This window comes from Streptomyces sp. NPDC059037, assembly GCF_042740015.1.
Classification (GTDB): domain Bacteria; phylum Actinomycetota; class Actinomycetes; order Streptomycetales; family Streptomycetaceae; genus Streptomyces.
This window is the reverse complement of record NZ_JBHYIG010000135.1, coordinates 1-25,571: the sequence shown is the minus strand read 5'-3', so window position 1 is coordinate 25,571 and position 25,571 is coordinate 1. Positions and strand designations below refer to the sequence as shown.

Genomic DNA, 25,571 nt, shown 5'->3' with positions numbered 1-25,571 from the left:
TTAGCACCACCCCCTCACTGCTCAACAACCCGCGACGGGCGCCCCTTCATGGCGGCGCGGGTGGGACCCGACGGCCGCCCGCCCCGCGCGATTCGCGCCGATCGTGCTGGCCGAAGGCCCATACCCCACCAGGTGGACGCGGGGGTCGGCGACGGCCCGAGTGCCTTCGAGGCGGATGCCGCCCCCGGCCTCGCGCAGCCGCAGCGGCGCCAAGTGCTCGATCGCCGCGCGGAATCCGGTGGCCCAGAGGATCACGTCGGCGTCCACCCGCCGCCCGTCGTCCCACTCGACGCCGCTCGGCGTGATGCGGTCGAACATCGGCAGCCGGTCGAGCACCCCGTCGGCCCGCGCCCGCCGGATGGCGTCGTTGACGGGCAGTCCGGTCACCGACACCACGCTCTGCGGCGCGAGCCCCTGCCGCACCCGCTCCTCGACCAGGGCGACGGCCGAGCGCCCCCAGTTCTCGTCGAACGGTCCCTCGCGGAAGACGGGCTCCCGCCGTGTGACCCAGGTGGTCTCGGCGGCGTACGGCGCGATCTCCATCAGATGCTGGGTGCCTGACGCCCCGCCGCCCACGACGATCACCCGCTGCCCCTTGAAGGACTCGGGCCCCGGATACACGGCCGTGTGCAACTGCCGCCCGCGGAAGGTGTCCTGCCCCGGATAGCGCGGCCAGAACGGCCGGTCCCACGTGCCCGTGGCGTTGATCAGCGCCCGCGTCGCCCAGGTCCCGGCCGAGGTCTCGACGAGCAGCCGCCCGTCGTCGCCCTCGCGCACCTTGTGTACGTCGACGGGGCGGCGCACCCGCAGGTCGAAGCGCCGCTCGTAGGCGTCGAAGTACTCGCGGATGACGTCCGACGAGGGGCGCTCGGGGTCGGCGTCCGTCAGTTCCATGCCGGGCAGCGCGTGCATGCCGTGCGCTTTTCCGTACGTGAGCGACGGCCAGCGGAACTGCCATGCGCCGCCGGGCCGGGGCGAGTGGTCCAGGACGACGAAGTCCCGGTCCGGCTCGAAGCCGACCCTGCGCAGATGGTGGGCGCTGGACAGACCTGCCTGCCCGGCGCCTATGACGACCACGTCCACCTCTTGTGCCGCCTGCTGTGCGGCCGCGTCCCGTGCCCCGATGTCGTTCACGTTTCTACTAACTCCATCGGGGCCCGGGATCTTCCCGCGCGGCGCACCCGCTGGTCAGCGGCCTCCGGCCACCAGCAGCGGCGCACCCCCCGGAGCGGACGCCGGACGTCCGTTCACCGCGGGAACCCCGGCCAGCTGCGAGGCCGGAATGCGCGGCAGCAGCCCGCGCGCCGCAAGGTCGGGGATCACGCCCTCCCCGAACCAGTACGCCTCCTCCAGGTGCGGATAGCCCGACAGGACGAAGTGCTCGATGCCGAGGGAGTGGTACTCCTCGATCCGGTCGGCCACATCCGCGTGACTGCCCACCAGGGCCGTGCCCGCGCCGCCCCGCACCAGCCCGACCCCGGCCCACAGATTCGGCGAGATCTCCAGGTCGTCGCGGGAACCGCCGTGCAGCGCGAGCATCCGCTGCTGGCCCACGGACTCGCTGCGGCCGAGCGCTTGCTGCGCGGCGGCGACGGTGTCCGGGTCGAGATCGTCGAGCATCCGGTTCGCCGTGGCCCATGCCTCGGCGGCGGAGTCGCGGGAGATCGTGTGCAGCCGGATCCCGAAACGGACCGTGCGCCCCTCCTCCTCGGCGAGCCCGGCGATCCAGTCGATCTTCTGCTTGACCTGCTCCGGCGGCTCGCCCCACGTCAGATACACATCCGTGTGCCGCGCCGCGACAGGACCGGCAGCCGCCGACGAACCACCGAAGAAGATCTCGGGCAGCGGGTCCGGCGGCAGCGCGGTGAGGCCGCCCTCCACCTGGTAGTGCTCGCCGTCGAAGTCGAAGGGCCGGCCGCTCCAGACTCCCCGGACGACCGAGAGGAACTCATCGGTACGGGCGTACCGGCGATCGTGGTCGAGATGATCGCCGAAGCGCCGCTGCTCGGTGGAGTCGCCGCCCGTGACGACGTTCAGGAGCAGCCGTCCCCGAGTGATCCGCTGATACGTGGCCGCCATCTGCGCGGCGAGCACGGGGGAGATGACGCCGGGCCGGAACGCCACCAGGAACTTCAGCCGCTCGGTGTGCTGGGCGAGCGCGACCGTCGTCAGCCAGGCGTCCTCGCACCACGTCCCGGTCGGCGTGAGCACCGCCTCGAAGCCCAACTGCTCGGCCGCCTTGGCGATCTGGATCAGATAGTCGATGTCGGGGGCCCGCACCCCGCTGACCGGAGTGACGCGGGAGCGCTTGACGCCGCCGTCGGTGTAGGCGTGCCGGTCGACGAGGGTACGGCCGTCGCCGCCGGTCGGCAGGAACCAGTTGAGGTGGACGGTCATGGTCAGGACTCCTTGCCGTAGGTGCGCGGCTTGCTGGTGGAGGGCGGCAGGTCGCCGTTGAAGCGGGTGTCGACGAAGTCGCCGAAGTCGATACGGCGCGGAATCAGCTTCAGATCGGTGAAGGTGTCCGCGATCTCCTGCTCGGAGGCGATCGCGTTCTTGTCCACGGCCACCGGGACCCGGGTGCCGTTGCTGCGCTTGACCGCGTCGAGCGCGACCTCGTACGGAAGACCGGTGTCCTTCGCCCAGACCTTCGCCCACGCCTCCGGGTGGTCGTGGACCCAGTCCTGCGCCTTGCGCAGCCGCTTCAGATAGTCGGCGATGGCCGCGGACTTCTTCTTGTCGCCCAGCGCGCCGGGCGCGGCCACCTGGAAGTTGAGGCCGTTGACCACACCGTCGCCGTCGGTCAGGACGCGGCCCTGCTTCCCTTGCAGGACCTGCGAGGTGTACGGGTCCCAGACGGCCCACGCGTCCACCTTGCCGCTGGTGAACGCGGCCAGCGCGTCGGCCGGCTGCAGATACTTGACCTTGACGTCCTTGAAGGCGAGCCCCGCCTCTTTCAGGGACGCGATCAACTGGAAGTGCGCCGACGACCCCTGCGCCACGGCCACGGACTTGCCCTTGAGATCCTGCGGCTTCTTCAGGGGCGAGTCGTTCGGGACGAGGATCGCCTCGCCCGCCGCCGTGCCGTGACTCGCGGCCACCACGGAGATCTTCGAGCCGGCGCCCGCCGCGAAGACCGGCGGCGTGTTGCCGACGGCACCGATGTCGACGGCCTTGGCGTTGACGGCCTCCAGGAGCGGCGGCCCGGAGGTGAAGGTCGACCAGCGGATCTTGTAGTTCAGGTCGTCGAGTTCCCCGGCCGCGCGCAGCACGGCCTCCGAACCACCCTTCTGGTCACCGACGTTGAGGGTGAGCGAGCCCTTCCCGTCGGTGCCGCCGCCCGCGCCGCCCGCCGATGTGCCGGCGGACGAGGTGCCGGAGCAGGCGGCGAGCAGCAGGGCCAGGGGGAGGAGCAGGGCGGGGGCGGCGAGGTGTCGTCGCATGGTGAGTGTGCGTCCGTTCGGTGTGTTCGTGCTGGTCACGGGGGAGGGCAACGGCCGGTGGTTCACGCCGCGGCGGCGGGTTCCGCGTGGGCGGGTGCGTCGACGCCCAGGCGCCGAAGGAGTTCGGCGCGCAGCTCGGCGAAGCGGGGATCGGAGATGCCGCGCGGCCGGTCCAGATCGATCTGTGTCTCGTACGCGATGACCCCCTCGTCCATGACGAGCACCCGGTCGGCGAGGAGCACCGCTTCCTCGACGTCGTGCGTGACAAGGAGCACGGCGCACCCGCGCCGCTGCCACAGCTCGTCGACGAGCCGCTGGGCCTTGATGCGGGTGAGGGCGTCGAGCGCGCCGAACGGCTCGTCGAGCAGCAGCAGATCGGGCTCGCGCACAAGCGCGCGGGCCAGCGACGCACGCTGGGCCTCACCGCCGGACAGCGTCTTGGGCCAGGCGTTCGTACGGTGCTTGAGACCGACCTCCTCCAACGCCCGCTCGGCGAGGCTACGTTGGGGCTTTCCCTTGAGGCCGAGCAGTACGTTGCGCCACACGCGCTTCCACGGCATGAGGCGCGGCGCCTGGAACGCGACGGCCTTGCGGCGCGGCACGAGGACCGTCCCCTGGATGTCCCGGTCGAGCCCGGCAAGAATGCGCAGCAGGGTCGACTTGCCGCAGCCGCTGCGCCCGAGCAGCGCCACGAACTCACCCGGCTTCACGTCGAGTTCGAGCTGATCGATGACGGCGCGCCCGTCGAAGGAGCGGGTAAGACCTTCGACCCGTACGGCCGAAGTCGGCTGCGCGGCGGGGGCGGTCGGGGCCTTGCCGGCGGGGGTCACCGGCCGGTGAACGTCGGTCGCCATTGCAGCAGCAGCCTTTCGAGGGTGCGGACGATGAAGTCGGCGACGAGGCCGAGGAAGGCGTAGACGATCAGGCAGACCACGATCACGTCGGTCCGCAGGAAGTCACGCGCCTGGACCATCAGGAAGCCGATGCCCGAGTCCGCGTTGATCTGCTCGGCGAAGACGAGAGCGAGCCAGGCGATGCCGAGCGAGTACCGCAGCCCCGTCATCGCCCCCGGCAGCGCGCCCGGCAGGATCACGTGCCGCACGAGCCCCCACCGCGAGAGCCCCAGCGACTCCCCGGCCTCGATGAGCTGCGAGTCGACCCCGCGAATCCCGGCGTACACATTCAGATACAGCGGGAACGACACGCCCAGCGTGATGATGGCGACCTTGGGCGCCTCGCCGATGCCGAACCAGATGATGAACAGCGGGATGAGCCCGACGAACGGCACGGTGCGCAGCATCTGCACACTGGCGTCGACGAGATCCTCACCGATGCGGAAGAGCCCCGAGACGAGGGCGAGCGAGGTCCCCACGACGGCGCCGAGCAGCAGCCCGATCGCGACGCGCTGCAGGGACACCCCCATGGCGGAGGTCAGCGACCCGTCACTGATGAGGTCGCGGGCGACGCCGGCGATGGTCCCTGGCGAGGCGAGGACATCCTTGGTCAACACCCCTGTGGAGCTGAGGAGTTGCCACAGGGCGAGCAGCGCGAGCGGGCCGGAGGTGCGGCGCAGCCAGCGGGGGACGCGGGTGCGCCGGGTGGACGAGGGGATGATGGGGACGAGTTCGGGCCCGGTCGGCGGTGTGTCCTCCACGGACTTGGATATTTCCGAAATGTCTGGCGGTGAATCCGGCGGGGCATGACTGATGCTCATGGGTGCTCCACGGCAGGAGGGAGGGCCGCCCGATACCCGAAAGGCCTACGCGCGGGACGGTGGGATCAACCGCGCGCAAGCGGCAGGGCGGAGAGGGCGGCGAAGGCAGGCGCGGCAGAGAAGCGCGAAGAAGGAAAAGCGGGCTGAGGGAACGTCAGCAGCCGGGACGACACGCAGCAGAAGCCACCCGCAGCAGGTCGATGTGACCGCGCGTGGTGAGCAGGGCTGAACGCAACATGCCGCAGAACGTAGCGAGATCGTCCACGTACGGTCAACGCCGTCTCGAAAGGCGGACGCCGCGTATCAGTGAATGGGAGTGGGCGTGCGGGAGGATGGCCTCATGTCCGACGCTTTCACCACCCATGTCCTGAACATCACCACCGGCTCGGCCGAGAAGGTCTTCGACCTCACCGGCGACTGTGAGCGCTTCCTGCGCGTGGCGGCGGCCGGCCGCGACGGCCTCCTCAACCTCTTCGTCCCCCACGCGACCGCCGGCATCGCGATCCTGGAAACGGGCGCGGGCAGCGACAGCGACCTCCTGGCCGCCCTGCACACCCTGCTCCCGGCCGACGACCGCTGGCAGCACCGCCACGGCAGCCCCGGCCATGGCCGCGACCACGTCCTGCCGGCGCTGGTGGCGCCGCACGCGACGTTGCCGGTGCTGGGGGGCCGGCTGGAGCTGGGGACGTGGCAGTCGGTGTGCCTGGTGGATACGAACCGGGACAACCCCGACCGTCAGGTGCGGTTGAGCTTTCTCGGGGGTTCCTGAAGGGGGGCAAACGGGGCCAGGGCTCTGACCGCCGCCGGGGCTGACGGCATGTCAAATAGGTCATCCGTCCCGGACTCTTGACTGGTTGTCAGGGCCGCGCCATTCTCGACGGGACCTACGCGCGAGTAAGTTAGCGCGCGCCCATCCCGGACAGCGAAGGTGGCCCCGGATGACCCTCCTGCGCAGACGCGGACTCTTTGCCGCTGTCGTCGCCCTCCTGCTGGCTTTCACCGTCGGCTCCCCACCGGCCGCGGGCGCCGACACCCCTTGGTGGGAGCCCACGGCGCGGCCCGCCGCCGATTCGCAGATCAACGTCACCGGCGAACCCTTCCGCGGCACGGACAGCAAGGGCCGGGTCCGCGGATTCGTCGACGGGCACAATCACCTGATGTCCAACGAGGGCTTCGGCGGCCGCATCATCTGCGGCAAGGCGTTCTCCACCGAGGGCGTCGCCGATGCCCTCAAGGACTGCCCCGAGCACTACCCCGACGGCGCGCTCGCTCTCTTCGAGAACGTCACCGGCGGTGCGGACGGCCACCACGACCCGGTGGGCTGGCCGACGTTCAAGCACTGGCCGGCTCACAACTCCCTCAGCCACCAGCAGAATTACTACGCATGGCTGGAGCGCGCCTGGCGCGGCGGCCAGCGGATCCTGGTCAACGACCTGGTGTCCAACGGCCTGTTGTGCTCGATCTACGTCAGGGACCGCGGCTGCGACGAGATGGACGCCATCCGCCTCGAGGCCCGTAAGACCTACGAGATGCAGGACTACATCGACAAGATCTACGGCGGAAAGGGCAAGGGCTTCTTCCGTATCGTCACCGACTCCGCCCAGGCCCGCCAGGTCGCCGAGGAGGGCAAGCTGGCCGTGGTGCTCGGCGTCGAGACTTCGGAGCCCTTCGGCTGCAAGCAGATCCTCGACGTACCCCAGTGCAGCCAGACCGACATCGACAGCGGTCTGGACGAGCTGCACAAGCTGGGTGTGCGCAGCATGTTCCTGTGCCACAAGTTCGACAACGCGCTCTGCGGGGTGCGGATGGACTCGGGCACCATCGGAACGGCCGTGAACATCGGCCAGTTCCTCTCCACCGGCACCTTCTGGCGTACGGAGAAGTGCAGCGGTCCGCAGCACGACAACCCCTCAGGCAACGCGGCCGCCCCTGCCGAGGTGGCCAAGCTGCTCCCCGCCGGCGCCAAGGTCCCCACGTACGACAGCGACGCGCAGTGCAACACCCGCGGTCTTACCCGCCTGGGCGAGTACGCGGTCAAGGGGATGATGAAGCGCAACATGATGCTCGAGGTCGACCACATGAGCGTGAAAGCAGCCGACCGCGCCCTGGACATGCTGGAGTCGGCGGACTACCCCGGCGTGCTCTCCAGCCACAGCTGGATGGACGACGGCTGGCTGGAGCGGCTCTACCGGCTCGGCGGCTTCAAGTCCTCGTACATGTCCAGCGCCGACAGCTTCGCCAAGGAGTCCGCGGGGACCAAGCCGCTGCGCGAGAAGTACGGCGTCGGACTCGGCTACGGCACCGACATGAACGGCGTCGGCGGCTGGCCGGGACCGGAAGGACCCGATGCCCCCAACGCGGTCAAGTACCCCTTCCGCACCGCCGACGGCGGCTCCGTCGTCGACCGGCAGCGCACCGGCGACCGCACCTGGGACTTCAACACCGACGGTGCGGCCCATGTCGGCATGGTGCCCGACTGGCTCGAGCAGATGCGGCTCAGCGACGGCAAGGACACGGTGCAGGACCTGCTCGGCGGCGCGGAGTCCTACCTGCGCACCTGGAAGGCGACCGAAGGCCACAAGCCCGCACCCGACCTCGCCGCCGACGCCGCGGCGAGCGCCAGTGACACGGAGTGGAACCCGTTCACCAGCTACGCCGCCGGGAAGGCCGTGGACGGCGACACCGGTACGCGATGGGCGAGCGGCTGGTCGGACGACCAGTGGCTGCGGCTCGATCTGGGCGATTCCCGTACGGTCGGCAAGGTCTCCCTCGACTGGGAGAAGGCCTCCGCACGGGCCTACCGGATCGAGGTCTCGGACGACGGGACCTCGTGGCGGACCGTGTGGTCCACGGACAGCGCGGACGGAGGCCTGGACAACGCGGTGTTCAAGCCGGTGGAGGCGCGTTACGTCCGCATCCACGGCGTGACGCGGGCCACCAAGTACGGCTACTCGATCAACAAGGCAGCGGTCTACAGCCGCTGACCTGGTCACTCCCGTACGAGCGTCAGGATCTGGTCCGCGACGACGTCCAGTACGTCGCCCGCCTTCTCCTCGTCGCCAAGGACGAGGAAGTTCAGGGTGAGCCCGTCGGTCAGCGCGGCCAGATACCTGGCGGCCGCGGGTTCGGGCACCGCCAGCTCCACGCCGAGGACGGCCGGGAGCTGGCGGATCACCTTGGTGTGGGCCGCGACATAGCGCTCGTACTGCCGCCGGGCGAGATGCTCGTAGCCGGGCTCCCGCAGGGCGTACTGGGTGAGCTCGTACGTCAGCATGTGCTCGCCGGGATTGGCCAGCACATGGTCCCAGTACGCCTGGAGCCCTGCGCGGATCGTCTCGCGCAGGGTGGGTCTGCGGATGAGCGTGGTGAGGACGTCCGACTCGGAGTGCTCGGAGATGGTGTCCATCACCGCTTCGAGCAACTCCTGCTTGGAGTCGAAGCAGTAGTGGAAGACGCTCAGCGAGACGCCCGCCTCCGCCACGACGGACCGCGTCGTGGTCTTCGCGACGCCGTCGCGGGCCATCACCCGGATCGCGGCCTCGACCAGTTGCCTGCGCCGCTGCGCCGACGGCATTCGCCCCATGGCCCCTCCTCCCCTGACCGGCGCAAGCATACGTCGCAGGGGCGAGCCGACCCCGACCGTCAAGTGCGACTGGGCTTCCTCGGCTGACGAGGCATCAAGCTCACAGGCTCCTCCGAATAGACGCCTTCGCCCTGCGCTCCTGACCGGCTCGGGGTAATTTGTCCTCGTTTTTACTGATCTACGTTCCTTCGGTCTGCGTCCTGCGGAGCGGAGGAACCCTCAGACGTGGACGGGTGAAAGGCAGGCGATGGTCAACACCTTGAACGTCCGGCTCGTCGAAGCGGAGCGCCGCGGCCCGATGCCGGCCGTCCGTACTTCGCGACGTACCGGAGGGCGAGGCTTGCCGGCGGCCGTGGCGGTCGGCTTCGTGCTGGCCCAACTGGCCCTCGTACGGCCCGGGATGGGCCTCGGCTGGGACGAGGCGGTGTACGTCAGCCAGGTCAGCGGCCATGCTCCGGCGGCGTTCTTCAGCGCGCCCCGTGCCCGCGGGATCTCCCTGCTCGTCGCGCCGATCGCCTCGTGGTCGTCGTCCACCGAACTTCTGCGGGTCTATCTCGCCCTGCTGTCCGGGCTCGGCCTTTTCCTTGCGCTGCGCGCCTGGCGCGGGCTGTTTCCCGTACGCGTCCTCGCCCTGGCCGGCGCCCTGTTCGCGACGCTCTGGGTGACCGTCTTCTACGGCCCGGAGGTCATGCCCAACTACTGGGTCGCGATCGGCGCTCTGGCGGGTGTCGGCTGTCTCCTGCGGGCCCAGGCGGACCGCTCCGACCGGGCCGCGCTGTGGGGCCTGGGCGCGAGCGCGGCGCTGATGGCGTGGATGCGGCCCACCGACGCCGTCTGGGTGACCCTCCCCCTGCTCGTTCTGCTGGTCTGCGTCCGCCGCCGGCGGCGGCCACGACCGCTGGCGGCGCGCGTCGCGGGTCTCGCGACCGGCGCCGTCGGGTGGATCGTCGAGGCGTACGTCAGTTTCGGCGGTCTGGGCGCGCGGCTCGCCGACGCGTCCCGGATCCAGGGCGGTCTCGGCTGGAACATCGCCATCGGCGATCAGCTGCGCAGTCTCCGCGGCCAGACGCTGTGCCGGCCGTGCACCGGCTCGATTCCGGACCCGGAGCTGATCGCGTGGTGGTTCGCCCTTCCGCTGCTCGCCGGACTCGGCCTCGTGGTCGCGGTCAGGTCCGGGCGTACCGCGCGCACACTGCTGCCGCTGGTGTGCGCCACGACGGCGAGCATCCCGTACCTGTTCATGATCGGATACGCCGCGCCGCGCTTCCTGCTGCCCTTCTACGCGCTGCTCGCCATCCCGGTCGCCGACGCCCTCACCCACCTGGTCACCACCACGCGCCGCGAGTGGCGGCCGGTGGCCGTGACGCTGGTGGCGCTCGCCATGGCCGGGCATCTGGCCGTGCAGTACGCGGTGTTGGAGGACGCCGTGGACCGCTCCACCGCCTCGCGCCGCGACTGGGCCGGCACGGCATCCGAACTCCACCGAATCGGCGTGCGGCCGCCGTGCGTGCTGTCCGGGCCCGAGGCCCTGCCCATCGCCTTCTACGCCGGGTGCGCATCCGCCCAGACGCACGGCCACAACGCCAGCATCACCCAGGCGGAGATCCTGCGGACGGCACGGCACACGCCGACGGCCGCCCTCGCGGCGGCGAGCGACGAGCCGCCGGAGTACGCCGACGGCTGGCCGTCCCACCGGTTCGGCGACCTGCGCATCCATGTGAGCCCCGCGGTGGGTGCACACGTCCCCGCCGATTGAGGCACGGATACTCCCGGCTCGGCACCGGCTCCCGCGGCGAACTCGCGCCGTGCTTCAGGGAGTTGCCGACTCCCGAGTGACCGGCGCCGGTACCGCCTGGGCCGCCGCACGGTGCTCCGCGGCCGCCGCCGGATCCGTCTCGTCGAGGACGGTCGCGATGCCCTCGTGGGCCAGCGCTGCCTCGTGGCCGTACCCCAGCACCGGGGCGAGCTCCAGCGCCTGCCGGTGCAGGCGCAGGGCCTCGTCCGGCAGGCCCGCTAGGCGGCAGGTCTCGGCGTAGCCGTTCAGGAAGCGGACCTTCCAGTGCTCCTCGAAGAGCTCGTCCAGGAGCGCGAACGCTTCCCGGTGGCTGGCCAGCGCCTCCTCGTAGCGGCCCATCCGCCGCAGTGCCACCCCCAGGCAGTTGAGGCACCACGCCTCGTTGTGCAGGTGTCCGTCCTCGCGTGCCAGCGCCAGCGCCTGACGCAGGTGCTCCGCCGCCTCGTCCGGTTGCTCATGGGCGATGGCCACGCCGAGGGTGATCCGGGCCGTCAGCGCGGGCGGCCACGCGGGGTCGGTGTGGGGCATGCCGAGCACTTGCCTGGCCCGCTGCGCCGCCTCCTCGCGGTGTCCCAGCTGCAGCATCGCCCAGGCCTCCGACGCGGCAGCCTGGGCCTCGCCCGCCGGGCAGCCGGCCTGCTCGTACAACTTCCTCGCCTGCTTGAAGAGTTCGAGCGGCTCCTCCACATGCCCTTCGTCCCACTTCAAATAGCCGCGCCGCATGGCCAGTTCGGCCTCCGATGCCGAGTCCCCTGCCTGGGAGAGCCGCGGCTGTGCCGCCTCGTACGCGGCGGCGGCCTCCGTCATACGGCCCGCGTTGTAGCGCGCGAAGCCCAGGTCGCTGTGCGCGTCGGCCAGTTGCAGCGGATCGCCCAGGCGCTCGGCGGCGGCCAGTGACCGTTCGAAGAGCACGTTGAGATGTGTGGTGCCGCAGCGCCGCGCGAAGTACGCCCGCAGGAAGCGCGGCAGCTCGCACACGTGCGCGTCGGCCCCGACGGCGGCGGCCGTCTCGAAGGCGGCCACCAAGTTCTCGTACTCCGCGACGAGCCAGGCGAACGCCGCGTTCTTGTCCGCGAAGTTCGGGAGGGCGGCCGGGGGTTGGCCCGCGGAGGGCGGTCGGCCGGGGGACAGGAACGGCATCGCGGCGTCGGCGGCGGCCGCCGCGTGCACGTAGTAGTCGAGGAAGCGGCCAAGGGCCCGCTCCCGCTCGGCCGGTGAGTCCTGCTCCGCGCCGGCCCGCCGCGCGTGCTGGTGCACCAGGTCGTGCAGCCGGTAGCGGCCGGCCGTCGACTCCTGTACGAGGTGCGCGTCGACCAGGTCCTCAAGCATCGCCCGCGCGCTGTGCAGCGGCACGTCCGCGAGCGCCGCCGCCAGGTACGCGTCGAAGGAACCCCCGGGCAGCAGGCCGAGGAGACGGAACAGGCGGGCCTGGGAGCGGTCCAACTGCCGTACGGACATGGCGAACGCGGTGTCGAACTCGCTCGCTCCCTCGGCCATCCGCTCGACGAGGATGCCCACCGTCCAGCCCGGCCGGTGCCGCAGCCGGGCCGCGGCGAGGCGCAGGGCGAGCGGCAGATGGCCGCAGAGCCGCAGCACCTCGGCGGCGGCCTCCGGGTCGCGGCCGAGCCGTCCGTCGGGACCGCTCGGGTCGCCGCTGGCACGGGCGAGGAGCTCGGCGCTCTCCTGCGGGCTCAGCACGTCGAGGGACACCGGGGGTACCTCGTCGAGGCCGATGAGCCGGTTGCGGCTGGTGATCAGCGCGACGGACGTACCGGCGCCGGGCAGCAGCGGGCGGACCTGGTCGGCATCGGCTGCGTTGTCGATGACCACGACGACCCGCCGGTCGGCCAGCTCGGAGCGCCAGCAGGCGGCGAGCTGTTCGACGCCCTCCCGCGGGACCTTCTCGGACGGGACGTCGAGTGCGCCGAGCAGCATCCGCAGGGCGGAGTCGGGGTCGAGCGGCTCGCGGCCCTCGGTGAAGCCGTGCAGGTCCACATAGAGCTGGGCGTCCGGGTGATCGGCGGCGAGCCGGTGCGCGGCGTGCATCGCCAGACAGGTCTTGCCGACACCGGCCATGCCGTCGATCGCGACGACCCGGTGGCTGTCCACCGCGGCGAGCACGGTGGCGAGTTGGGCCTCGCGGCCGGTGAAGTCGGGCACGTCGCGCGGCAGATCGTTGCGGGGCCTCGGCCGGCCCTGGCGGCTGGACTTCGGGGGAGCGGGGAGGGGGTTGGATGCCCGCTCCCACAGGGGGCGAAGGGGACGGGGGTCGCGCTTGACGAGCCGGCAGAGCGCGATCACCGCGGGCCAGGGCGGGACGGTCTGGCCGCTGAGGTAGCGCGAAAGCGACGACGAGCTGAGGTCGGTGTCCCGTGCAAGGGCCCGTACGCCGAGCCCGGACAGTTCCTGGAGCAGCCGCAGCCGGGCGGCCAGCTCGTTCTGCGGGTCTGGCTTCGTCGCCCGCTGCGGACCATCCATCAAGTGCCCCCCGTGTCCCGTTGCGGCAGGAACTTACCTGGCCAAGTCGCCGCAGCTCAAGGCTGTTTCACGTGTCCCACGGTGTCCCGTCGCCGTGGTCGTGGCGAGCGGATCCGGCTGATATGGAGTCACGCCCCGAGGGAACGGGGCGCCGACCGGAACTCCGACCGGAACGAGGAGCAGATCATGATGCAGTCCCGTATGAAGAACCCCGCCGTCGTCCTGCCCGACGCGATGCAGCCCATCCAGACGCTCTTCAAGGCCGTGCACTCCGCAGGGGTGGACGGACAGACCCTGGAACTGGTGCACCTGCGGGTCAGCCAGATCAACGGCTGCAGCGCCTGCGTCGACGGCGGCGCGAAGACGGCCCGCAAGGCCGGCGTGAGCGACGAGCGCCTCGCCACGGTCGCCGCCTGGCGCGAGGCTCCCTACTTCACCGAGCCGGAGCGGGCCGCACTCGCGCTTGCCGAGGCCGCGACGCGGCTCGCCGACCGTCCCGACGCGGTGAACGACGAGGTGTGGGACGCGGCCGCCACGCACTTCGACGAGCAGCAGCTGGCGGCGCTGGTCCTCATGATCGGCGTGACCAACCTCTTCAACCGGCTCAACGCCTCGACCCGCCAGATCGCCGGCGCGTGGGGCTGACGGCACCCGGCACATAGGCTCCGCCGTCCCCCCCGACCACCAGCTCGCCCCCGTCGGGAGAAGCCGCGCCGGCGGCTCCTCCCGCCCCTCACATCCAGCAGCCACGCACCGTAAGGAACTGCCATGAAGTCCACCCAGAGCCCCGCCACCGGCACCACCGCGACCGCCGAGAAGTTCGACGGATTCACGGATGAGGAACGCGGCGCGATGAAGGCGCGCGCCCAGGAACTGAAGGCGTCCGCGCGCCGCGCATCACGCGCCGACAAGGCGGCGGAGGACGAGGCCGACGTGCTCGCGAAGATCGCCGAGATGCTGGATTCGGACCGGGTCATGGCCGAACGCATCCACGCCGTGATCAGGGCGGCCGCGCCGGCCCTGGCGCCGAAGCTCTGGTACGGGATGCCCGCCTACGCCAAGGACGGCAAGGTCGTCTGCTTCTTCCAGAGCGCGCAGAAGTTCAACGCGAGGTACGCGACGTTCGGCTTCAGCGACAAGGCGAACCTCGACGACGGCACCATGTGGCCGGCCTCCTTCGCACTGAAGGAGCTGACGGCCGAGGACGAGGCGAGGATCGGGGCGCTGGTGAAGAGGGCGGTGAGCTGAGGCGGGCCGGTGGTAGATGTGGGGGATGAGCTTCCGGCTGGCGGCGTACGCCGTGTGCATCGAGGACGGGCGGGTGCTGCTCGCCCACCACGTTCCACCGCAGGGCGAAACCAATGGGACGCTCCCGGGCGGAAGGGTCGAGCAAGCGGAGGATCCGTTCGACGCCGTGATCCGTGAGGTCGCCGAGGAGACCGGCTGTGACGCGGTGGTCGAACGCCTGCTGGGCGTGGACTCAAGGGTGATCCCGGCGGCCGCCGCGCGTGCGGGGGTCGAGCACCAGAACGTCGGCATCTTCTACGAGGTCCGCATCACAGGCGGCCGGCTCCGGCCCGAGCCCAACGGCGAAACCGCCGAGTCGGTGTGGACCCCGATCCCCGACGTCGCTCTCCTGCGCCGGTCATCGCTGGTCGACATCGGCCTCGCCCTGGCGCGGACCGCTCCGGTGACCGGCCACGTCGCTTCCGTCCCGGTCGGTGGCCTGATCCAGCACTGAGGGGTCAGACGGCGGGCTGCGCGAGGAAGACTCGCTCCAGCAGGGTGTGCAGGGTGTCGCGCTCCTGGGTGGTGAGGCGGTCCAGCCCCTCCTGCGTGGTGTGCATCTTGGCGCGGATCGCGTCGGTGGCGCGCTCGCCCTCCGTGGTGAGGACGACGTTCTTGACGCGTCGGTCGGAGGGGCTTGGCTCCCGGCGGACCAGGCCGCGCTTCTCCAAGCGGTCGATGATGCCGGTCATGTTCGACGCGTCGCAGGCCAGCGTGTCGGCCAGGGAGCGCATGGCCGCGGGGCCGCGGCGCAGGACGGTCAGGGCCTTGCCCTGGCTGGCCGTGAGGTTCTCGCTGGCCGCCGCGAGCGTGAAGTCGCCGTAGTAGGCGCCGAGCGACAGCGAGAGCAGCTCCATCAGCTGGGCCGTGTCGGTGCGGGGAGAGCCTGTCATGAGGGTCACTTTACCTCGCGAAACTTGACGATCTTAAATATCGGCGTTTACCGTCTAGGCGTTGCTTGAGTTTATCAAGCATCTAAGTTGTCAAGTTTCCACGAGGAGCACCACCGTGACCGTCACTACGTCCTCGGCCTCCCGCGCGGCCGAGATTCTGTCCCGGCCCGTCGCGCTGAACGGCTTGACCGTCCCGAACCGGATCGCGATGGCGCCGATGACGCGCATGTTCTCCCCGGGCGGCGTTCCGGGCGAGGACGTGCGGTCGTACTACGCCCGTCGCGCCGCCGCGGGCGTGGGCCTGATCGTCACCGAGGGGACGTACGTCGGCCACGAGTCGGCCGGACAGAGTGACCGTGTGCCGCGCTTCCACGGCGAGGAGCAGCTCGCGGGTTGGGCGAAGGTCGCCGAGGACGTGCACGCGGCGGGCGGCACGATCGTCCCGCAGCTGTGGCACATCGGCATGGTGCGCAAGCAGGGCGAGGCGCCCTACCCCGACGCGCCGGCCGTCGGCCCCTCCGGCATCCGCGTCGACGGCACCGAGGGCACCGGCAAGGCGATGACCCGGAGCGACCTGGACGACGTCATCGGCGCCTTCGCCGAGGCCGCCGCGGCCGCCGAGCGCATCGGCTTCGACGGTGTCGAGCTGCACGGAGCCCACGGCTATCTCCTCGACCAGTTCCTGTGGGAGGGGACGAACCGCCGTACGGATGCCTACGGCGGCGACGCGGTGGCCCGCACCAAGTTCGCGGCGGAGATCGTGGCGGCGGTCCGCGCGGCCGTCTCGCCCGAGTTCCCGGTGATCTTCCGCTACTCGCAGTGGAAGCAGGAGGCCTACGACGCGCGCCTCGCCGAGACCCCGGAAGAGCTGGAGGCGATCCTGGCCCCGCTCGCCGCGGCGGGCGTCGACGCCTTCCACGCCTCCACGCGCCGCTACTGGCTCCCGGAGTTCGAGGACTCGGACCTCAACCTGGCGGGCTGGACCAAGAAGCTCACCGGCAGGCCCACCATCACCGTCGGCTCGGTCGGCCTCGACGGTGACTTCATCCGCGCGTTCGCGGGCGAAGGCGCCGCGCTCGGCAGCATCGACAACCTCCTGGACCGCATGGAGCGCGACGAGTTCGACATGGTCGCCGTCGGCCGCGCCCTGCTCCAGGACCCGCAGTGGGCGGCGAAGGTCCTGGGGGACCGGACCGCGGAGCTGAAGCCGTACGACGCCGCGGCGCTGAAGACGCTGAGCTAGCGCGGCAGTTACGGATGATGCGGGCCCAGGAGTTCAACCCTGGGCCCGCTTTCGTCACTTGACGCCGAGCAGCTGCTCGATCGGGTCGATGGCGAAGTAGACGACGAACAGCAGCGAGACACCCCACAGCAGCCAGTGCACCTCGCGGGCCCTGCCGAGCGCGGTCTTGATGATGACGTACGCGAGGAAGCCGGCGCCGATGCCGTTGGTGATGGAGTACGTGAACGGCATGACGGCGATGGTCAGGAACGCCGGGATCGCGATGTCGTAGCGGTCCCAGTCGATGTGCTTGACCTGCGTCATCATCAGGAAGCCGACGGCGACGAGCGCGGGCGCCGCCGCCTGCATGGGCACGATGGTCAGCACCGGGGTGAGGAAGAGGGCGATGGCGAACAGGCCGCCGGTGAACAGGTTGGCGAAGCCGGTGCGGGCGCCCTCGCCGACACCCGCCGCCGATTCGATGTACGTGGTCGCGGACGAGGCCGACGCGGCACCGCCCGCCACCGCCGCCGCGCCGTCGATGAGCAGCACCCGGCCAAGACCCGGCACCTGGCCCTGCTCGTCGAGCAGATCCGCCTCCGCCGTGACACCGACGACCGTGCCCATGGTGTCGAAGAAGTCGGACAGGATGAGCGTGAAGACGAGCAGCAGTACGGTGACGACGCTGACCTGACCGAAGGCACCGAACACGTCGAACTTGCCGAGCAGCCCGAAGTCGGGGCTGTCCACGAGGGTGTCCGGCAAATCGGGCGTGGTCAGGCCCCACGTCTTGATGTCCGCCGCCTTGTTCAGGACCAGGGCGAGGACGGTCGTCACGACGATGCTGATGAGGATCGCGCCCTTGACCTTGCGGGCGAGCAGCACGATCGTCAGCACGACCCCGAAGCAGAACACGAACATCGGCCAGCCGGTGAGGTTGCCCGTGCCGAGCTGGACCGGCACGGTCGTGTTCGCGGCATCCGGGATGCGGGTGACGAACCCGGCGTCGACAAAGCCGATGAACGCGATGAACAGGCCGATGCCGACGCTGATGGCCTGCTTGAGCGGCTGCGGGATGGCATGCATGACCGCCTCGCGCAGACCGGTCAGGACCAGCACGCAGATGATGATGCCTTCGAGGACGATCAGGCCCATCGCGTCGTCCCACGTCATCAACGGGGCGAGCTGGAAGGCGACGACCGCGTTGAGACCGAGTCCGGCCGCGAGCGCGAGCGGGAGGTTGCCGCCGATGCCCATGATGACCGTCATCACGGCGGCCACGAGCGCGGTGGCCGTGACCAGCTGGGCCGGGTCGAGCTCGGCGCCGGTCTTGTCCTTGGCGCCGCTGAGGATGATCGGGTTGAGCACCAGGATGTACGCCATCGTGAAGAACGTGGCGAATCCACCGCGTATCTCCCGGCCGTAGGTCGACCCGCGTTCACTGATGCGGAAGTAGCGGTCGAGCGGACCGCTGGGGACACGGGGTCCGCCGGGTGCCGGGTACGCGTCGTGCGGAGCGCCGGTCGCGCTGGGTTTCATCAACTCTCCAGGATGTGCGCATGACTTGGGAGCGCATGGAGCGTGCGCGGATGAACGCATCCGGAATCAGGGGACTGTTGGATGAACATCCGACTCCGTCGTCGGCGGCGTGATGCGCGAACGCACATGCGAAGCGCTGTGGATCATACGGACGGATGGTCGGCGATGCGCGCTCGATTGCCCCGAAGTGGCAATGGTTGCAAGGACGTTATGGAGATTCTGCGGCTACACCCCGCGCCCGCTGGATGTATGCACGAAAACCGCCCCTGGATCTATGCACTAAATGTGGGGTCTGTGGAACGCACAGTAGCCAAATCGATCATCTGTCTCTATTATCCCGGGCTGTGCCTGGTCCCCCCTCCCATGACCCGCCCCCGCCCTTCGACGCCGGTGCCGCGCGCCGCATCCGCGAGTCCCTCGGCATGGCTCCCGGCCATGTCGCGCACGGGATGCGCGCCTCGTTCGGCATGGGGCACATCACCCCCGACACGATCGCCGCGTGGGAACGCGGGATCGCCGCGCCCAACCCGGGCGAACTCGCCGCACTCGCCGCCGTGCTGTGGTGCGAGCCGACCCAACTCATCGGTACGCCCCGTGCGTTGAGGGAGCATCGGCTGATCCGTGGCTATGCCGCCGTCGATGTCGCCCGTGCGGTCGGCATGGACACCGCCGCATACGAGGCCGCCGAGCGCACGGGCGTATGGACGGGTGACGCGCGCCAGTCAGGAGCGCTGGCGTCCGTGCTCGGGCTCTCCGTGCGCGACCGTCTCGCGGTCACGGGCGCGAACGGCCGCCTGGCCGAACTGCTCGGCGAGGCGGTCAGCACCCGCTGGCAGGCGCACTCCCGAGCCCTTGCGAAACTGACCGGTATCGACCGAAAGATGCTCGAAGCGCCGCTGCGCTTGATGCACCAGGAGTACCAGAACCTGATGACCGCGACCTTGAGCCGGGGGATGGTCGGCAAGTCCGCGTCCGGCGAGCAGGGCCGGGCCTATCTGGAGCAGATCGTCGACCGCTTCTGGTCGCTGTTGAACATGTGACGGCGGCCGAGCGCGTCGAGCTACCCCCTCATCGCCGCCGACCGCATCTGACCCCCGGCCGCCCGCAGCGTGAGCTCCGAGCCGGTGGCCACGCAGGGGTGGAACCCCGTGGCGAGCCGGTCGAGGAGGGCGCGCAGCCACCGGGCGTCTTCCGGCGAGGCGTGGCGCAGACACATGCGCCGGGACTGCAGCGGGACGATGTGCAGCTCGATGAGCCGGCCCGTGCCGGGCTCAAGTGAGGCCAGGTAGAGGAGCCGCAGGTCGTCGCGGTACTGCTCGTACCCGGTGATGCCCTCGTAGTCATTGATGAAATCGCCGCAGCCGTACAGGACGAGCTTGCCTCGGTACGTCTCTAGGGGGCGCGGGTGGTGCGATGAGTGGCCGTGCACGAGATCCGCTCCGGCGTCGATCAGGGCGTGCGCGAAGGCGACTTGGTCCCGGGGCACGCGGTAACCCCAGTTGGAGCCCCAGTGGACGGAGACCACCGCGATGTCGCCCGGACGCTTCGTCCGCCGTACGCGGTCGGCCACTTCGGCAGCGGCGGCGTCGGACGTGTCAGCCACGAAGCTCACCCCGCTGCGGTCTTCGGCCGCCGCCCAGCCGTACGGAACGCCACTGGACGGCATGCCGAAGGCGAAGACCAGGAGCCGGTGGTCCCTGTCGAGCGGGACGCTCGCCGGGCGGCTCGCCGCGTCTGCGTCCTGGCCCGCGCCGGCCGTCCGCAGCCGTGCGTCGGCCAGTGAGTCGAGCGTCTCCGTCAGCCCGCGGCGGCCGAAGTCAAGGACGTGGTTGTTGGCCAGGACGCAGACGTCGGGCCGGGCGGCCGCCAGGCAGGGGACGTTGCCGGGATGCATCCGGTAGTGGATGCCCTTGCCCGGCGCGAACGAGCCGCCGCGCGTGACGCTGGTCTCCAGGTTGATGACGCGGGCGTCGGGCGCGGCCGCCGCAAGGACCTCCAGCGCGTCCCCCCAGGGCCACGCGAAGTCGACCGGACGCGGGATGGGCCCGTTCACCGCCTCCGCCAGGGCGACGTACCCGTTGGCGTCCCGCACATATCGCTCGCGCAGCTCCGGGTCGCCGGGGTGCGGCAGTATCTGGTCCACACCACGGCCGAGCATGACGTCGCCGCAGACGAACAGCGTGGTCATGCGGCCTCTCCCTGGGGTGTCGTGGGGTCGATGAGCCGATCAGTCGACGATGCCGATCAGCGCGAGGGTGATGTTGTCGGGGCCGCCGGCCTCGATGGCGGACTTCCACAGTCCGAAGGCCGCCCGCCCGCCGTCCTGGGCCCGCAGCACCTCGTCGATCGCTTCCTCGGGCACGGGGTCGGTCAGGCCGTCGGTGCACACCAAGTAGCGTCGCCCCGTGGTGAGGGGCGTCGTGCTGATGTGCGGTGTGATCGGGGTGAACCGCGGAGCGCCGCCGAGCGACTGCGTGACGATCGACGTGGTGCGCCGGCCGGGCTCCGGTGCCGGGCTGTCGTCGACGCTCATGCGGTGCAGCGCCGCATCGCTGCCGCTCACGTCCAGCACTCTGCTGTCACCGACGTTGAACACAAGGAGTTCCGTCGGGAGGACCACGATCCCCGCGACCGTCGTCCCCATGGTGATCAGCTCCGGGTCACCGTCGGCCACCGCGTACACGGAGTGATTGCAGGCGTCCAGCGCGTCACGCACGGCTTGTTCGCTGTCCAGGGTGGGTCCGAGCGAAGCCAGGTGCCGGACCACGAGGCTGCTGGCGACCTCGCCGGCCGGCTGGCCGCCGATGCCGTCGGCGACCGCCACGACGAGCGGCGTACCGAGCGGGAACCCCAGCGTCTGCGGGTTCTCGGTCACGGTTCCGCACAGCGTCCATGGCCCGACGGCCAGACTGTCCTCGTTGTGATCGCGCATGAGCCCCGGGTGACTCAGGGCGGTGACCGTTACGTACGGCATCTCCATCCCGCCTCTCCGCCAGGGCGGGCGCTTTCCGCACCTCCATTGTCGCGCCGTGCGCCGCCGCGAGCGCGGTCGGAGCGCGACAATGGAAGGTGCCGAACGAGATGGGGCGAACACTGTGCTGTTCAGCGACCGTGTGGATGCCGGGCGCCGCCTGGCCGGAGCGGTGCGGCATCTGCGGGAGGAAGGGCCGGTCGTCCTGGGCCTGCCCAGAGGCGGCCTGCCGGTGGCCTTCGAGGTGGCGCGGGCGCTCGGTGCCCCGCTCGATGTGATCGTGGTCCGCAAGCTCGGCGTCCCCTACCAGCCGGAACTGGGCTTCGGGGCGATCGGCGAAGGCGGCGTACGCGTCATCAGCGAGGAGATCGTGCGCCACTGCGGCATCCGGCCCGCGGAGCGCGCCGCCGTCGAGCGCCGGGAGGAAGAGGAACTGCTGCGGCGGGCGCGGCGGTACCGCGACGGGCGCCCTCGGACAACGGTCGACGGCCGCACGGTGATCGTGGTGGACGACGGGATCGCGACCGGCGCCACGGCTGCTGCCGCCTGCCGGGTCGCACGGGCACAGGGCGCGGCCCGCGTGGTGCTCGCCGTGCCGACGGCTCCGGCGGACACGCTGGACCGGCTGCGCGAGGTGGCGGATGAAGTGGTGTGCCTGGCCGCGCCGGACCTGTTCGGCTCCGTGGGCCAGTGGTACCGGGACTTCTCGCAGACCACCGACGAGGAAGTGATCGCCTACCTGGCGCAGGCCGCCCGCTCCGGACCCGTCGAGGCCGAGGTCGAGATCGACGCGGGCGGTATCGGCCTTGTCGGAGACCTCGCTCTGCCGGAGGGCGCCCGCGCGGTGGTGATGTTCGCCCACGGCTCCGGCAGCAGCAGGCACAGCCCGCGCAACCGGTCGGTGGCGTCGGCCCTGCGCGCGGCGGGCCTCGGCACGCTCCTCTTCGACCTGCTCACTCCCGCCGAGGAGGGCGACCGGGCGAACGTCTTCGACATCGACACGCTGGCCGCGAGGCTGTCGGGGGCCACCCGCTGGCTGCGGCAGCGCGAGTCCGTGGCGATCGGCTACTTCGGAGCAAGCACCGGGGCCGCGGCGGCGCTGCGGGCAGCCGCTGACGACGCGGCCGATGACAGAGCTGTCGGCGCCGTGGTCTCCCGGGGCGGCAGGCCCGATCTCGCCGCGCCCCGCCTCGGCGACGTACGCGCACCGACCCTGCTCATCGTCGGCGGGCACGACCCGATGGTGGTCGACCTCAACCGTGCCGCCCAGGCGGAACTGCGCTGCGAGAACCGCCTCGACATCGTCCCGGGGGCCACGCACCTCTTCGAGGAACCGGGAGCCCTGGACCAGGTGGCCGACCTGGCCAGGGACTGGTTCATCAGTTACTTGACAGCAAAGGACGGTCGGCCCGGTGCCGGCGGCCCCGGCGTGCCGGAACAGCCGCACGGGCACCGTGAGTTACCCGGCGCACTCCGGGCACAGTCCCCGATAGGTCACCTCGACATCGGACACCCGGAAGCCGAACCGTTCGGAGGGCGGCAGCGCCGTCAGCGGGTCGCCGTCGGGATGCACGTCCCGGATGGCGCCGCAGCCGGAGCAGACCAGGTGCTGGTGCGGATGGTGGGCGTTCGGGTCGTAACGCTTGGCGCGTCCGTCGGTGGCCACCTCGACCACCTCGCCGAGCGAGACGAGCTCACCGAGGGTGTTGTAGACGGTGGCACGGGAGATCTCCGGCAGCCGGGCGGTGGCGCGCGCGAGCACCTCGTCCGCGGTGAAATGGACGTGTTCGCCGTCGAGCACCTCGGCGACCACCCGGCGCTGAGCGGTCATCCGCCAGCCACGTCCGCGGAGCCGTTCGAGCAGGTCGCTCATGTCCACCAGCCTAACTTTGCGTCGTTGAGCATCGTCCGACGAATGAATCCGTACGGCGCCCTGTCTGTCGTATTGACTTGGACTTGGTCCATCGTAGGATCGGTTCCGGCCGACAGCCAAGGGACAGGGCAACAGCAGGGAAAAGCGCGTGACTTCAGCAGACGGGTCCGCTCGACGCGGCATCCGGTGCACCGCTCGCCGACCATCGGTACGGCGAGCAGGCGGGAGTCCACGGCCTGGAGCCGTTCGAGGACCAGATCCTGCTGGAGAAACCTGCCCCCGTCGACCCCGAGCGCATCGTCCGTGTGCGCGCCGGTGCCCGGTCGGTGACCACCCCGCCTTCGGCGGCCCGTGCCCCGGCCTACGCACCACTCCGCAGTTCTTGAGCTTTGTGATCCGCCCCGTCCGGAAGGATTCCCATGACTGAGAACCATGACGCGATCGTCACCGACCCGAAGCCGGAGGAGACAGGCGGCTGCCCGGTCGCGCACGGACGCGCACCGCACCCGACCCAGGGCGGCGGAAACCGCCAGTGGTGGCCGGACCGGCTCAACCTGAAGATCCTCGCCAAGAACCCCGCCGTGGCGAACCCGCTGGGTGAGGAGTTCGACTACGCCGAGGCCTTCAAGACCCTCGACCTGCCCGCGGTGAAACGCGACATCGCCGAGGTGCTCACCACCTCGCAGGACTGGTGGCCCGCCGACTTCGGCAACTACGGCCCGCTGATGATCCGGATGGCCTGGCACAGCGCGGGCACCTACCGCATCAGCGACGGCCGCGGCGGCGCCGGCGCCGGCCAGCAGCGCTTCGCCCCGCTCAACAGCTGGCCGGACAACGCGAGCCTCGACAAGGCCCGCCGTCTGCTGTGGCCGGTCAAGAAGAAGTACGGCCAGAGCCTCTCCTGGGCCGACCTCATGATCCTCACCGGCAATGTGGCCCTGGAGTCGATGGGCTTCAAGACCTTCGGCTTCGGCGGCGGCCGCCCCGACGTCTGGGAGCCCGACGAGGACGTCTACTGGGGTCCCGAGACCACCTGGCTCGACGACGAGCGCTACACCGGCGACCGGGAGCTCGAGGACCCGCTCGGCGCCGTCCAGATGGGCCTCATCTACGTCAACCCCGAGGGCCCCAACGGCAACCCGGACCCGATCGCCGCGGCCCGTGACATCCGTGAGACGTTCCGCCGGATGGCGATGAACGACGAGGAGACGGTGGCCCTGATCGCGGGCGGCCACACCTTCGGCAAGACCCACGGCGCGGGCGACGCGGACAAGGTCGGTCCCGACCCCGAGGCCGCCCCGATGGAGCAGCAGGGCATCGGCTGGAAGAGCACGAACGGCACCGGTGTGGGCGCCGACGCGATCACCAGCGGTCTGGAGGGCATCTGGACGAACACCCCGGTCACCTGGGACAACAGCTTCTTCGAGATCCTCTTCGGCTACGAGTGGGAGCTGTTCAAGAGCCCGGCAGGCGCGTACCAGTACCGTCCGAAGGACGGCGCAGGGGCGGGCACCGTCCCCGACGCCTTCGACGCGTCGAAGACGCACGCGCCGACGATGCTCACGACCGACCTCTCGCTCCGGTTCGACCCGGCCTACGAGCAGATCTCGCGGCGCTTCAAGGACAACCCCGAGGAGTTCGCGGACGCCTTCGCTCGCGCCTGGTTCAAGCTGACCCACCGCGACATGGGCCCGATCGTGCGCTACCTCGGCCCGGAGGTGCCGGCGGAGCAGCTGGTGTGGCAGGACCCGCTGCCCGCGGTCACGCACGAGCTCGTCGACGCGGCGGACATCGCCGCCCTCAAGAGCCAGGTCCTCGCATCGGACCTGACGGTGTCCCAGCTGGTGTCCACCGCGTGGGCGTCGGCCTCGTCCTTCCGCGGCAGCGACAAGCGCGGCGGCGCCAACGGCGCCCGTATCCGCCTGGAGCCGCAGAGCGGCTGGGAGGTCAACCAGCCGGACGAGCTGGCGACCGTGCTGCGCACCCTGGAAGGGATCAGGGACTCCTTCAACTCGGCCCAGAGCGGCGGCAAGCAGATCTCGCTCGCCGACCTGATCGTGCTGGCCGGCGCCGCCGGTGTCGAGCAGGCCGCCAAGGACGGCGGCGTCGAGATCGAGGTCCCGTTCACGCCGGGCCGCGCCGACGCGTCGCAGGAGCAGACGGACGTGGAGTCGTTCTCCGCGCTCGAGCCGCGCGCCGACGGGTTCCGCAACTACATCGGCAAGGGCAACCGCCTCGGTGCCGAGTACCTGCTGCTCGACAAGGCGAACCTGCTGACCCTCAGCGCCCCCGAGCTGACGGTCCTCGTCGGTGGTCTGCGCGTCCTCGGCGCCAACCACCAGCAGTCGAAGCACGGCGTCCTCACCACCAAGCCCGGGACGCTGACCAACGACTTCTTCGTCAACCTGCTCGACCTGGGCACGGAGTGGAAGTCGACGTCCGAGGCCCAGGACACGTTCGAGGGCCGCGACGCCGCCACGGGCGCGGTCAAGTGGACCGGCACCCGTGCCGACCTCGTCTTCGGCTCGAACTCCGAGCTGCGTGCGGTCGCGGAGGTCTACGCGAGCGATGACGCGAAGGGGAAGTTCGTGCAGGACTTCGTCAAGGCGTGGGACAAGGTCATGAACCTGGACCGGTTCGACCTGGCCTGAGGCGCATAGGACGACGGCGGCCCGGGCCGCCCCCCCGGGGGGGGGCCCGGCCCCCGGGTGGGGGGCGGCGGGGTGCGGCGGGGGGGTGTAAACAAAAAACAGCCCCCCACACACAGAAAGGG

General features: G+C 70.7%; 22 protein-coding genes and 1 pseudogene. 10 read left to right on the top strand and 13 right to left on the bottom strand.

Going from position 1 to position 25,571, the window contains the following annotated elements:
• Positions 1–21: 21 nt before the first annotated feature.
• The 6 genes from ACFWY6_RS25750 to ACFWY6_RS25725 form a co-directional block, all read right to left on the bottom strand.
• Positions 22–1,134, bottom strand: a complete 1,113-nt coding sequence (locus ACFWY6_RS25750; protein WP_384694718.1) for an NAD(P)-binding domain-containing protein — start codon at positions 1,132–1,134, stop codon at positions 22–24.
• 54 nt (positions 1,135–1,188) lie between these two features.
• Positions 1,189–2,397, bottom strand: coding sequence for an LLM class flavin-dependent oxidoreductase (locus ACFWY6_RS25745; protein ID WP_384694716.1), 1,209 nt, complete (start codon positions 2,395–2,397; stop codon positions 1,189–1,191).
• Between the two features lie 2 nt (positions 2,398–2,399).
• Complete coding sequence (locus ACFWY6_RS25740) at positions 2,400–3,443, bottom strand: ABC transporter substrate-binding protein (protein WP_384694713.1); 1,044 nt, start codon at positions 3,441–3,443, stop codon at positions 2,400–2,402.
• A 62-nt stretch (positions 3,444–3,505) separates the two neighbouring features.
• Positions 3,506–4,297: an ABC transporter ATP-binding protein gene (locus ACFWY6_RS25735; RefSeq protein WP_384694711.1), complete on the bottom strand. Its 792-nt coding sequence runs from the start codon at positions 4,295–4,297 to the stop codon at positions 3,506–3,508.
• Complete coding sequence (locus ACFWY6_RS25730; protein ID WP_384694708.1) at positions 4,270–5,157, bottom strand: ABC transporter permease; 888 nt, start codon at positions 5,155–5,157, stop codon at positions 4,270–4,272. The genes ACFWY6_RS25735 and ACFWY6_RS25730 overlap by 28 nt, the downstream gene beginning before the upstream one ends.
• Positions 5,158–5,311: 154 nt before the next feature.
• Complete coding sequence (locus ACFWY6_RS25725; RefSeq protein ID WP_353962314.1) at positions 5,312–5,395, bottom strand: putative leader peptide; 84 nt, start codon at positions 5,393–5,395, stop codon at positions 5,312–5,314.
• A 102-nt stretch (positions 5,396–5,497) separates the two neighbouring features.
• On the opposite strand from ACFWY6_RS25725, the gene ACFWY6_RS25720 reads away from it, so the two are divergent.
• Positions 5,498–5,926: a YjbQ family protein gene (locus ACFWY6_RS25720; RefSeq protein WP_360775767.1), complete on the top strand. Its 429-nt coding sequence runs from the start codon at positions 5,498–5,500 to the stop codon at positions 5,924–5,926.
• 169 nt (positions 5,927–6,095) lie between these two features.
• Positions 6,096–8,141, top strand: a complete 2,046-nt coding sequence (locus ACFWY6_RS25715; RefSeq protein ID WP_384694705.1) for a discoidin domain-containing protein — start codon at positions 6,096–6,098, stop codon at positions 8,139–8,141.
• Positions 8,142–8,146: 5 nt separating this feature from the next.
• On the opposite strand, the gene ACFWY6_RS25710 is transcribed toward ACFWY6_RS25715, so the two are convergent.
• Positions 8,147–8,740 carry a TetR/AcrR family transcriptional regulator gene (locus ACFWY6_RS25710; protein ID WP_384694702.1) on the bottom strand — a complete coding sequence of 198 codons (594 nt, stop codon included), beginning with the start codon at positions 8,738–8,740 and terminating at the stop codon, positions 8,147–8,149.
• A gap of 247 nt (positions 8,741–8,987) precedes the next feature.
• On the opposite strand from ACFWY6_RS25710, the gene ACFWY6_RS25705 reads away from it, so the two are divergent.
• Positions 8,988–10,496 carry a DUF2142 domain-containing protein gene (locus tag ACFWY6_RS25705; protein ID WP_384694700.1) on the top strand — a complete coding sequence of 503 codons (1,509 nt, stop codon included), beginning with the start codon at positions 8,988–8,990 and terminating at the stop codon, positions 10,494–10,496.
• A 54-nt stretch (positions 10,497–10,550) separates the two neighbouring features.
• On the opposite strand, the gene ACFWY6_RS25700 is transcribed toward ACFWY6_RS25705, so the two are convergent.
• Positions 10,551–13,013 carry a tetratricopeptide repeat protein gene (locus tag ACFWY6_RS25700; RefSeq protein WP_384694698.1) on the bottom strand — a complete coding sequence of 821 codons (2,463 nt, stop codon included), beginning with the start codon at positions 13,011–13,013 and terminating at the stop codon, positions 10,551–10,553.
• A gap of 189 nt (positions 13,014–13,202) precedes the next feature.
• On the opposite strand from ACFWY6_RS25700, the gene ACFWY6_RS25695 reads away from it, so the two are divergent.
• The 3 genes from ACFWY6_RS25695 to ACFWY6_RS25685 all read left to right on the top strand — a co-directional run bounded on the left by ACFWY6_RS25695 (position 13,203) and on the right by ACFWY6_RS25685 (position 14,754).
• Positions 13,203–13,658: a carboxymuconolactone decarboxylase family protein gene (locus ACFWY6_RS25695; RefSeq protein ID WP_384694724.1), complete on the top strand. Its 456-nt coding sequence runs from the start codon at positions 13,203–13,205 to the stop codon at positions 13,656–13,658.
• A gap of 123 nt (positions 13,659–13,781) precedes the next feature.
• Complete coding sequence (locus ACFWY6_RS25690; RefSeq protein ID WP_384694695.1) at positions 13,782–14,261, top strand: iron chaperone; 480 nt, start codon at positions 13,782–13,784, stop codon at positions 14,259–14,261.
• Between the two features lie 25 nt (positions 14,262–14,286).
• On the top strand, positions 14,287–14,754 hold the full coding sequence (locus tag ACFWY6_RS25685; protein WP_384694693.1) for an NUDIX hydrolase: 468 nt from the start codon (positions 14,287–14,289) through the stop codon (positions 14,752–14,754).
• Between the two features lie 4 nt (positions 14,755–14,758).
• Here the strand turns inward: ACFWY6_RS25685 and ACFWY6_RS25680 are convergent, their stop codons facing one another.
• Complete coding sequence (locus ACFWY6_RS25680) at positions 14,759–15,193, bottom strand: MarR family winged helix-turn-helix transcriptional regulator (protein ID WP_384694690.1); 435 nt, start codon at positions 15,191–15,193, stop codon at positions 14,759–14,761.
• A 115-nt stretch (positions 15,194–15,308) separates the two neighbouring features.
• Here ACFWY6_RS25680 and ACFWY6_RS25675 point away from each other — a divergent pair, with 115 nt between their 5' ends.
• On the top strand, positions 15,309–16,436 hold the full coding sequence (locus ACFWY6_RS25675; protein ID WP_384694688.1) for an NADH:flavin oxidoreductase: 1,128 nt from the start codon (positions 15,309–15,311) through the stop codon (positions 16,434–16,436).
• Positions 16,437–16,490: 54 nt separating this feature from the next.
• On the opposite strand, the gene ACFWY6_RS25670 is transcribed toward ACFWY6_RS25675, so the two are convergent.
• Entirely contained in the window at positions 16,491–17,954 is a 1,464-nt protein-coding gene (locus tag ACFWY6_RS25670) for an NCS2 family permease (protein WP_384694685.1), read from the bottom strand.
• A 344-nt stretch (positions 17,955–18,298) separates the two neighbouring features.
• Here ACFWY6_RS25670 and ACFWY6_RS25665 point away from each other — a divergent pair, with 344 nt between their 5' ends.
• Positions 18,299–18,994: a helix-turn-helix domain-containing protein gene (locus ACFWY6_RS25665; protein ID WP_384694683.1), complete on the top strand. Its 696-nt coding sequence runs from the start codon at positions 18,299–18,301 to the stop codon at positions 18,992–18,994.
• 20 nt (positions 18,995–19,014) lie between these two features.
• On the opposite strand, the gene ACFWY6_RS25660 is transcribed toward ACFWY6_RS25665, so the two are convergent.
• A complete protein-coding gene (locus ACFWY6_RS25660) occupies positions 19,015–20,142 on the bottom strand; it encodes a CapA family protein (RefSeq protein ID WP_384694680.1) in 1,128 nt (375 codons plus the stop codon).
• Between the two features lie 39 nt (positions 20,143–20,181).
• Entirely contained in the window at positions 20,182–20,928 is a 747-nt protein-coding gene (locus tag ACFWY6_RS25655; RefSeq protein WP_384694677.1) for a PP2C family protein-serine/threonine phosphatase, read from the bottom strand.
• A 121-nt stretch (positions 20,929–21,049) separates the two neighbouring features.
• Between ACFWY6_RS25655 and ACFWY6_RS25650 the strand changes: the two are divergent.
• Positions 21,050–22,321 (top strand): annotated as a pseudogene (locus tag ACFWY6_RS25650) (phosphoribosyltransferase family protein); the annotation flags it as partial.
• Positions 22,322–22,384: 63 nt separating this feature from the next.
• Here the strand turns inward: ACFWY6_RS25650 and ACFWY6_RS25645 are convergent.
• Positions 22,385–22,798 carry a Fur family transcriptional regulator gene (locus ACFWY6_RS25645; protein ID WP_384694721.1) on the bottom strand — a complete coding sequence of 138 codons (414 nt, stop codon included), beginning with the start codon at positions 22,796–22,798 and terminating at the stop codon, positions 22,385–22,387.
• Between the two features lie 419 nt (positions 22,799–23,217).
• Here ACFWY6_RS25645 and katG point away from each other — a divergent pair, with 419 nt between their 5' ends.
• Positions 23,218–25,449, top strand: a complete 2,232-nt coding sequence (katG, locus tag ACFWY6_RS25640; protein ID WP_384694674.1) for a catalase/peroxidase HPI — start codon at positions 23,218–23,220, stop codon at positions 25,447–25,449.
• Positions 25,450–25,571 lie beyond the last annotated feature (122 nt).

Excerpts from the sequence above, each read along its gene's own strand:
- ACFWY6_RS25745 (WP_384694716.1), bottom strand. The coding sequence starts at position 2,397 with ATGACCGTCCACCTCAACTGGTTCCTGCCGACCGGCGGCGACGGCCGT.
- ACFWY6_RS25740 (WP_384694713.1), bottom strand. The coding sequence starts at position 3,443 with ATGCGACGACACCTCGCCGCCCCCGCCCTGCTCCTCCCCCTGGCCCTG.
- ACFWY6_RS25735 (WP_384694711.1), bottom strand. The coding sequence starts at position 4,297 with ATGGCGACCGACGTTCACCGGCCGGTGACCCCCGCCGGCAAGGCCCCG.
- ACFWY6_RS25730 (WP_384694708.1), bottom strand. The coding sequence starts at position 5,157 with ATGAGCATCAGTCATGCCCCGCCGGATTCACCGCCAGACATTTCGGAA.
- ACFWY6_RS25725 (WP_353962314.1), bottom strand. The coding sequence starts at position 5,395 with ATGTTGCGTTCAGCCCTGCTCACCACGCGCGGTCACATCGACCTGCTG.
- ACFWY6_RS25720 (WP_360775767.1), top strand. The coding sequence starts at position 5,498 with ATGTCCGACGCTTTCACCACCCATGTCCTGAACATCACCACCGGCTCG.
- ACFWY6_RS25715 (WP_384694705.1), top strand. The coding sequence starts at position 6,096 with ATGACCCTCCTGCGCAGACGCGGACTCTTTGCCGCTGTCGTCGCCCTC.
- ACFWY6_RS25710 (WP_384694702.1), bottom strand. The coding sequence starts at position 8,740 with ATGGGGCGAATGCCGTCGGCGCAGCGGCGCAGGCAACTGGTCGAGGCC.
- ACFWY6_RS25705 (WP_384694700.1), top strand. The coding sequence starts at position 8,988 with ATGGTCAACACCTTGAACGTCCGGCTCGTCGAAGCGGAGCGCCGCGGC.
- ACFWY6_RS25700 (WP_384694698.1), bottom strand. The coding sequence starts at position 13,013 with ATGGATGGTCCGCAGCGGGCGACGAAGCCAGACCCGCAGAACGAGCTG.
- ACFWY6_RS25695 (WP_384694724.1), top strand. The coding sequence starts at position 13,203 with ATGCAGTCCCGTATGAAGAACCCCGCCGTCGTCCTGCCCGACGCGATG.
- ACFWY6_RS25690 (WP_384694695.1), top strand. The coding sequence starts at position 13,782 with ATGAAGTCCACCCAGAGCCCCGCCACCGGCACCACCGCGACCGCCGAG.
- ACFWY6_RS25685 (WP_384694693.1), top strand. The coding sequence starts at position 14,287 with ATGAGCTTCCGGCTGGCGGCGTACGCCGTGTGCATCGAGGACGGGCGG.
- ACFWY6_RS25680 (WP_384694690.1), bottom strand. The coding sequence starts at position 15,193 with ATGACAGGCTCTCCCCGCACCGACACGGCCCAGCTGATGGAGCTGCTC.
- ACFWY6_RS25670 (WP_384694685.1), bottom strand. The coding sequence starts at position 17,954 with ATGAAACCCAGCGCGACCGGCGCTCCGCACGACGCGTACCCGGCACCC.
- ACFWY6_RS25660 (WP_384694680.1), bottom strand. The coding sequence starts at position 20,142 with ATGACCACGCTGTTCGTCTGCGGCGACGTCATGCTCGGCCGTGGTGTG.
- ACFWY6_RS25655 (WP_384694677.1), bottom strand. The coding sequence starts at position 20,928 with ATGCCGTACGTAACGGTCACCGCCCTGAGTCACCCGGGGCTCATGCGC.
- ACFWY6_RS25645 (WP_384694721.1), bottom strand. The coding sequence starts at position 22,798 with ATGAGCGACCTGCTCGAACGGCTCCGCGGACGTGGCTGGCGGATGACC.
- katG (WP_384694674.1), top strand. The coding sequence starts at position 23,218 with ATGACTGAGAACCATGACGCGATCGTCACCGACCCGAAGCCGGAGGAG.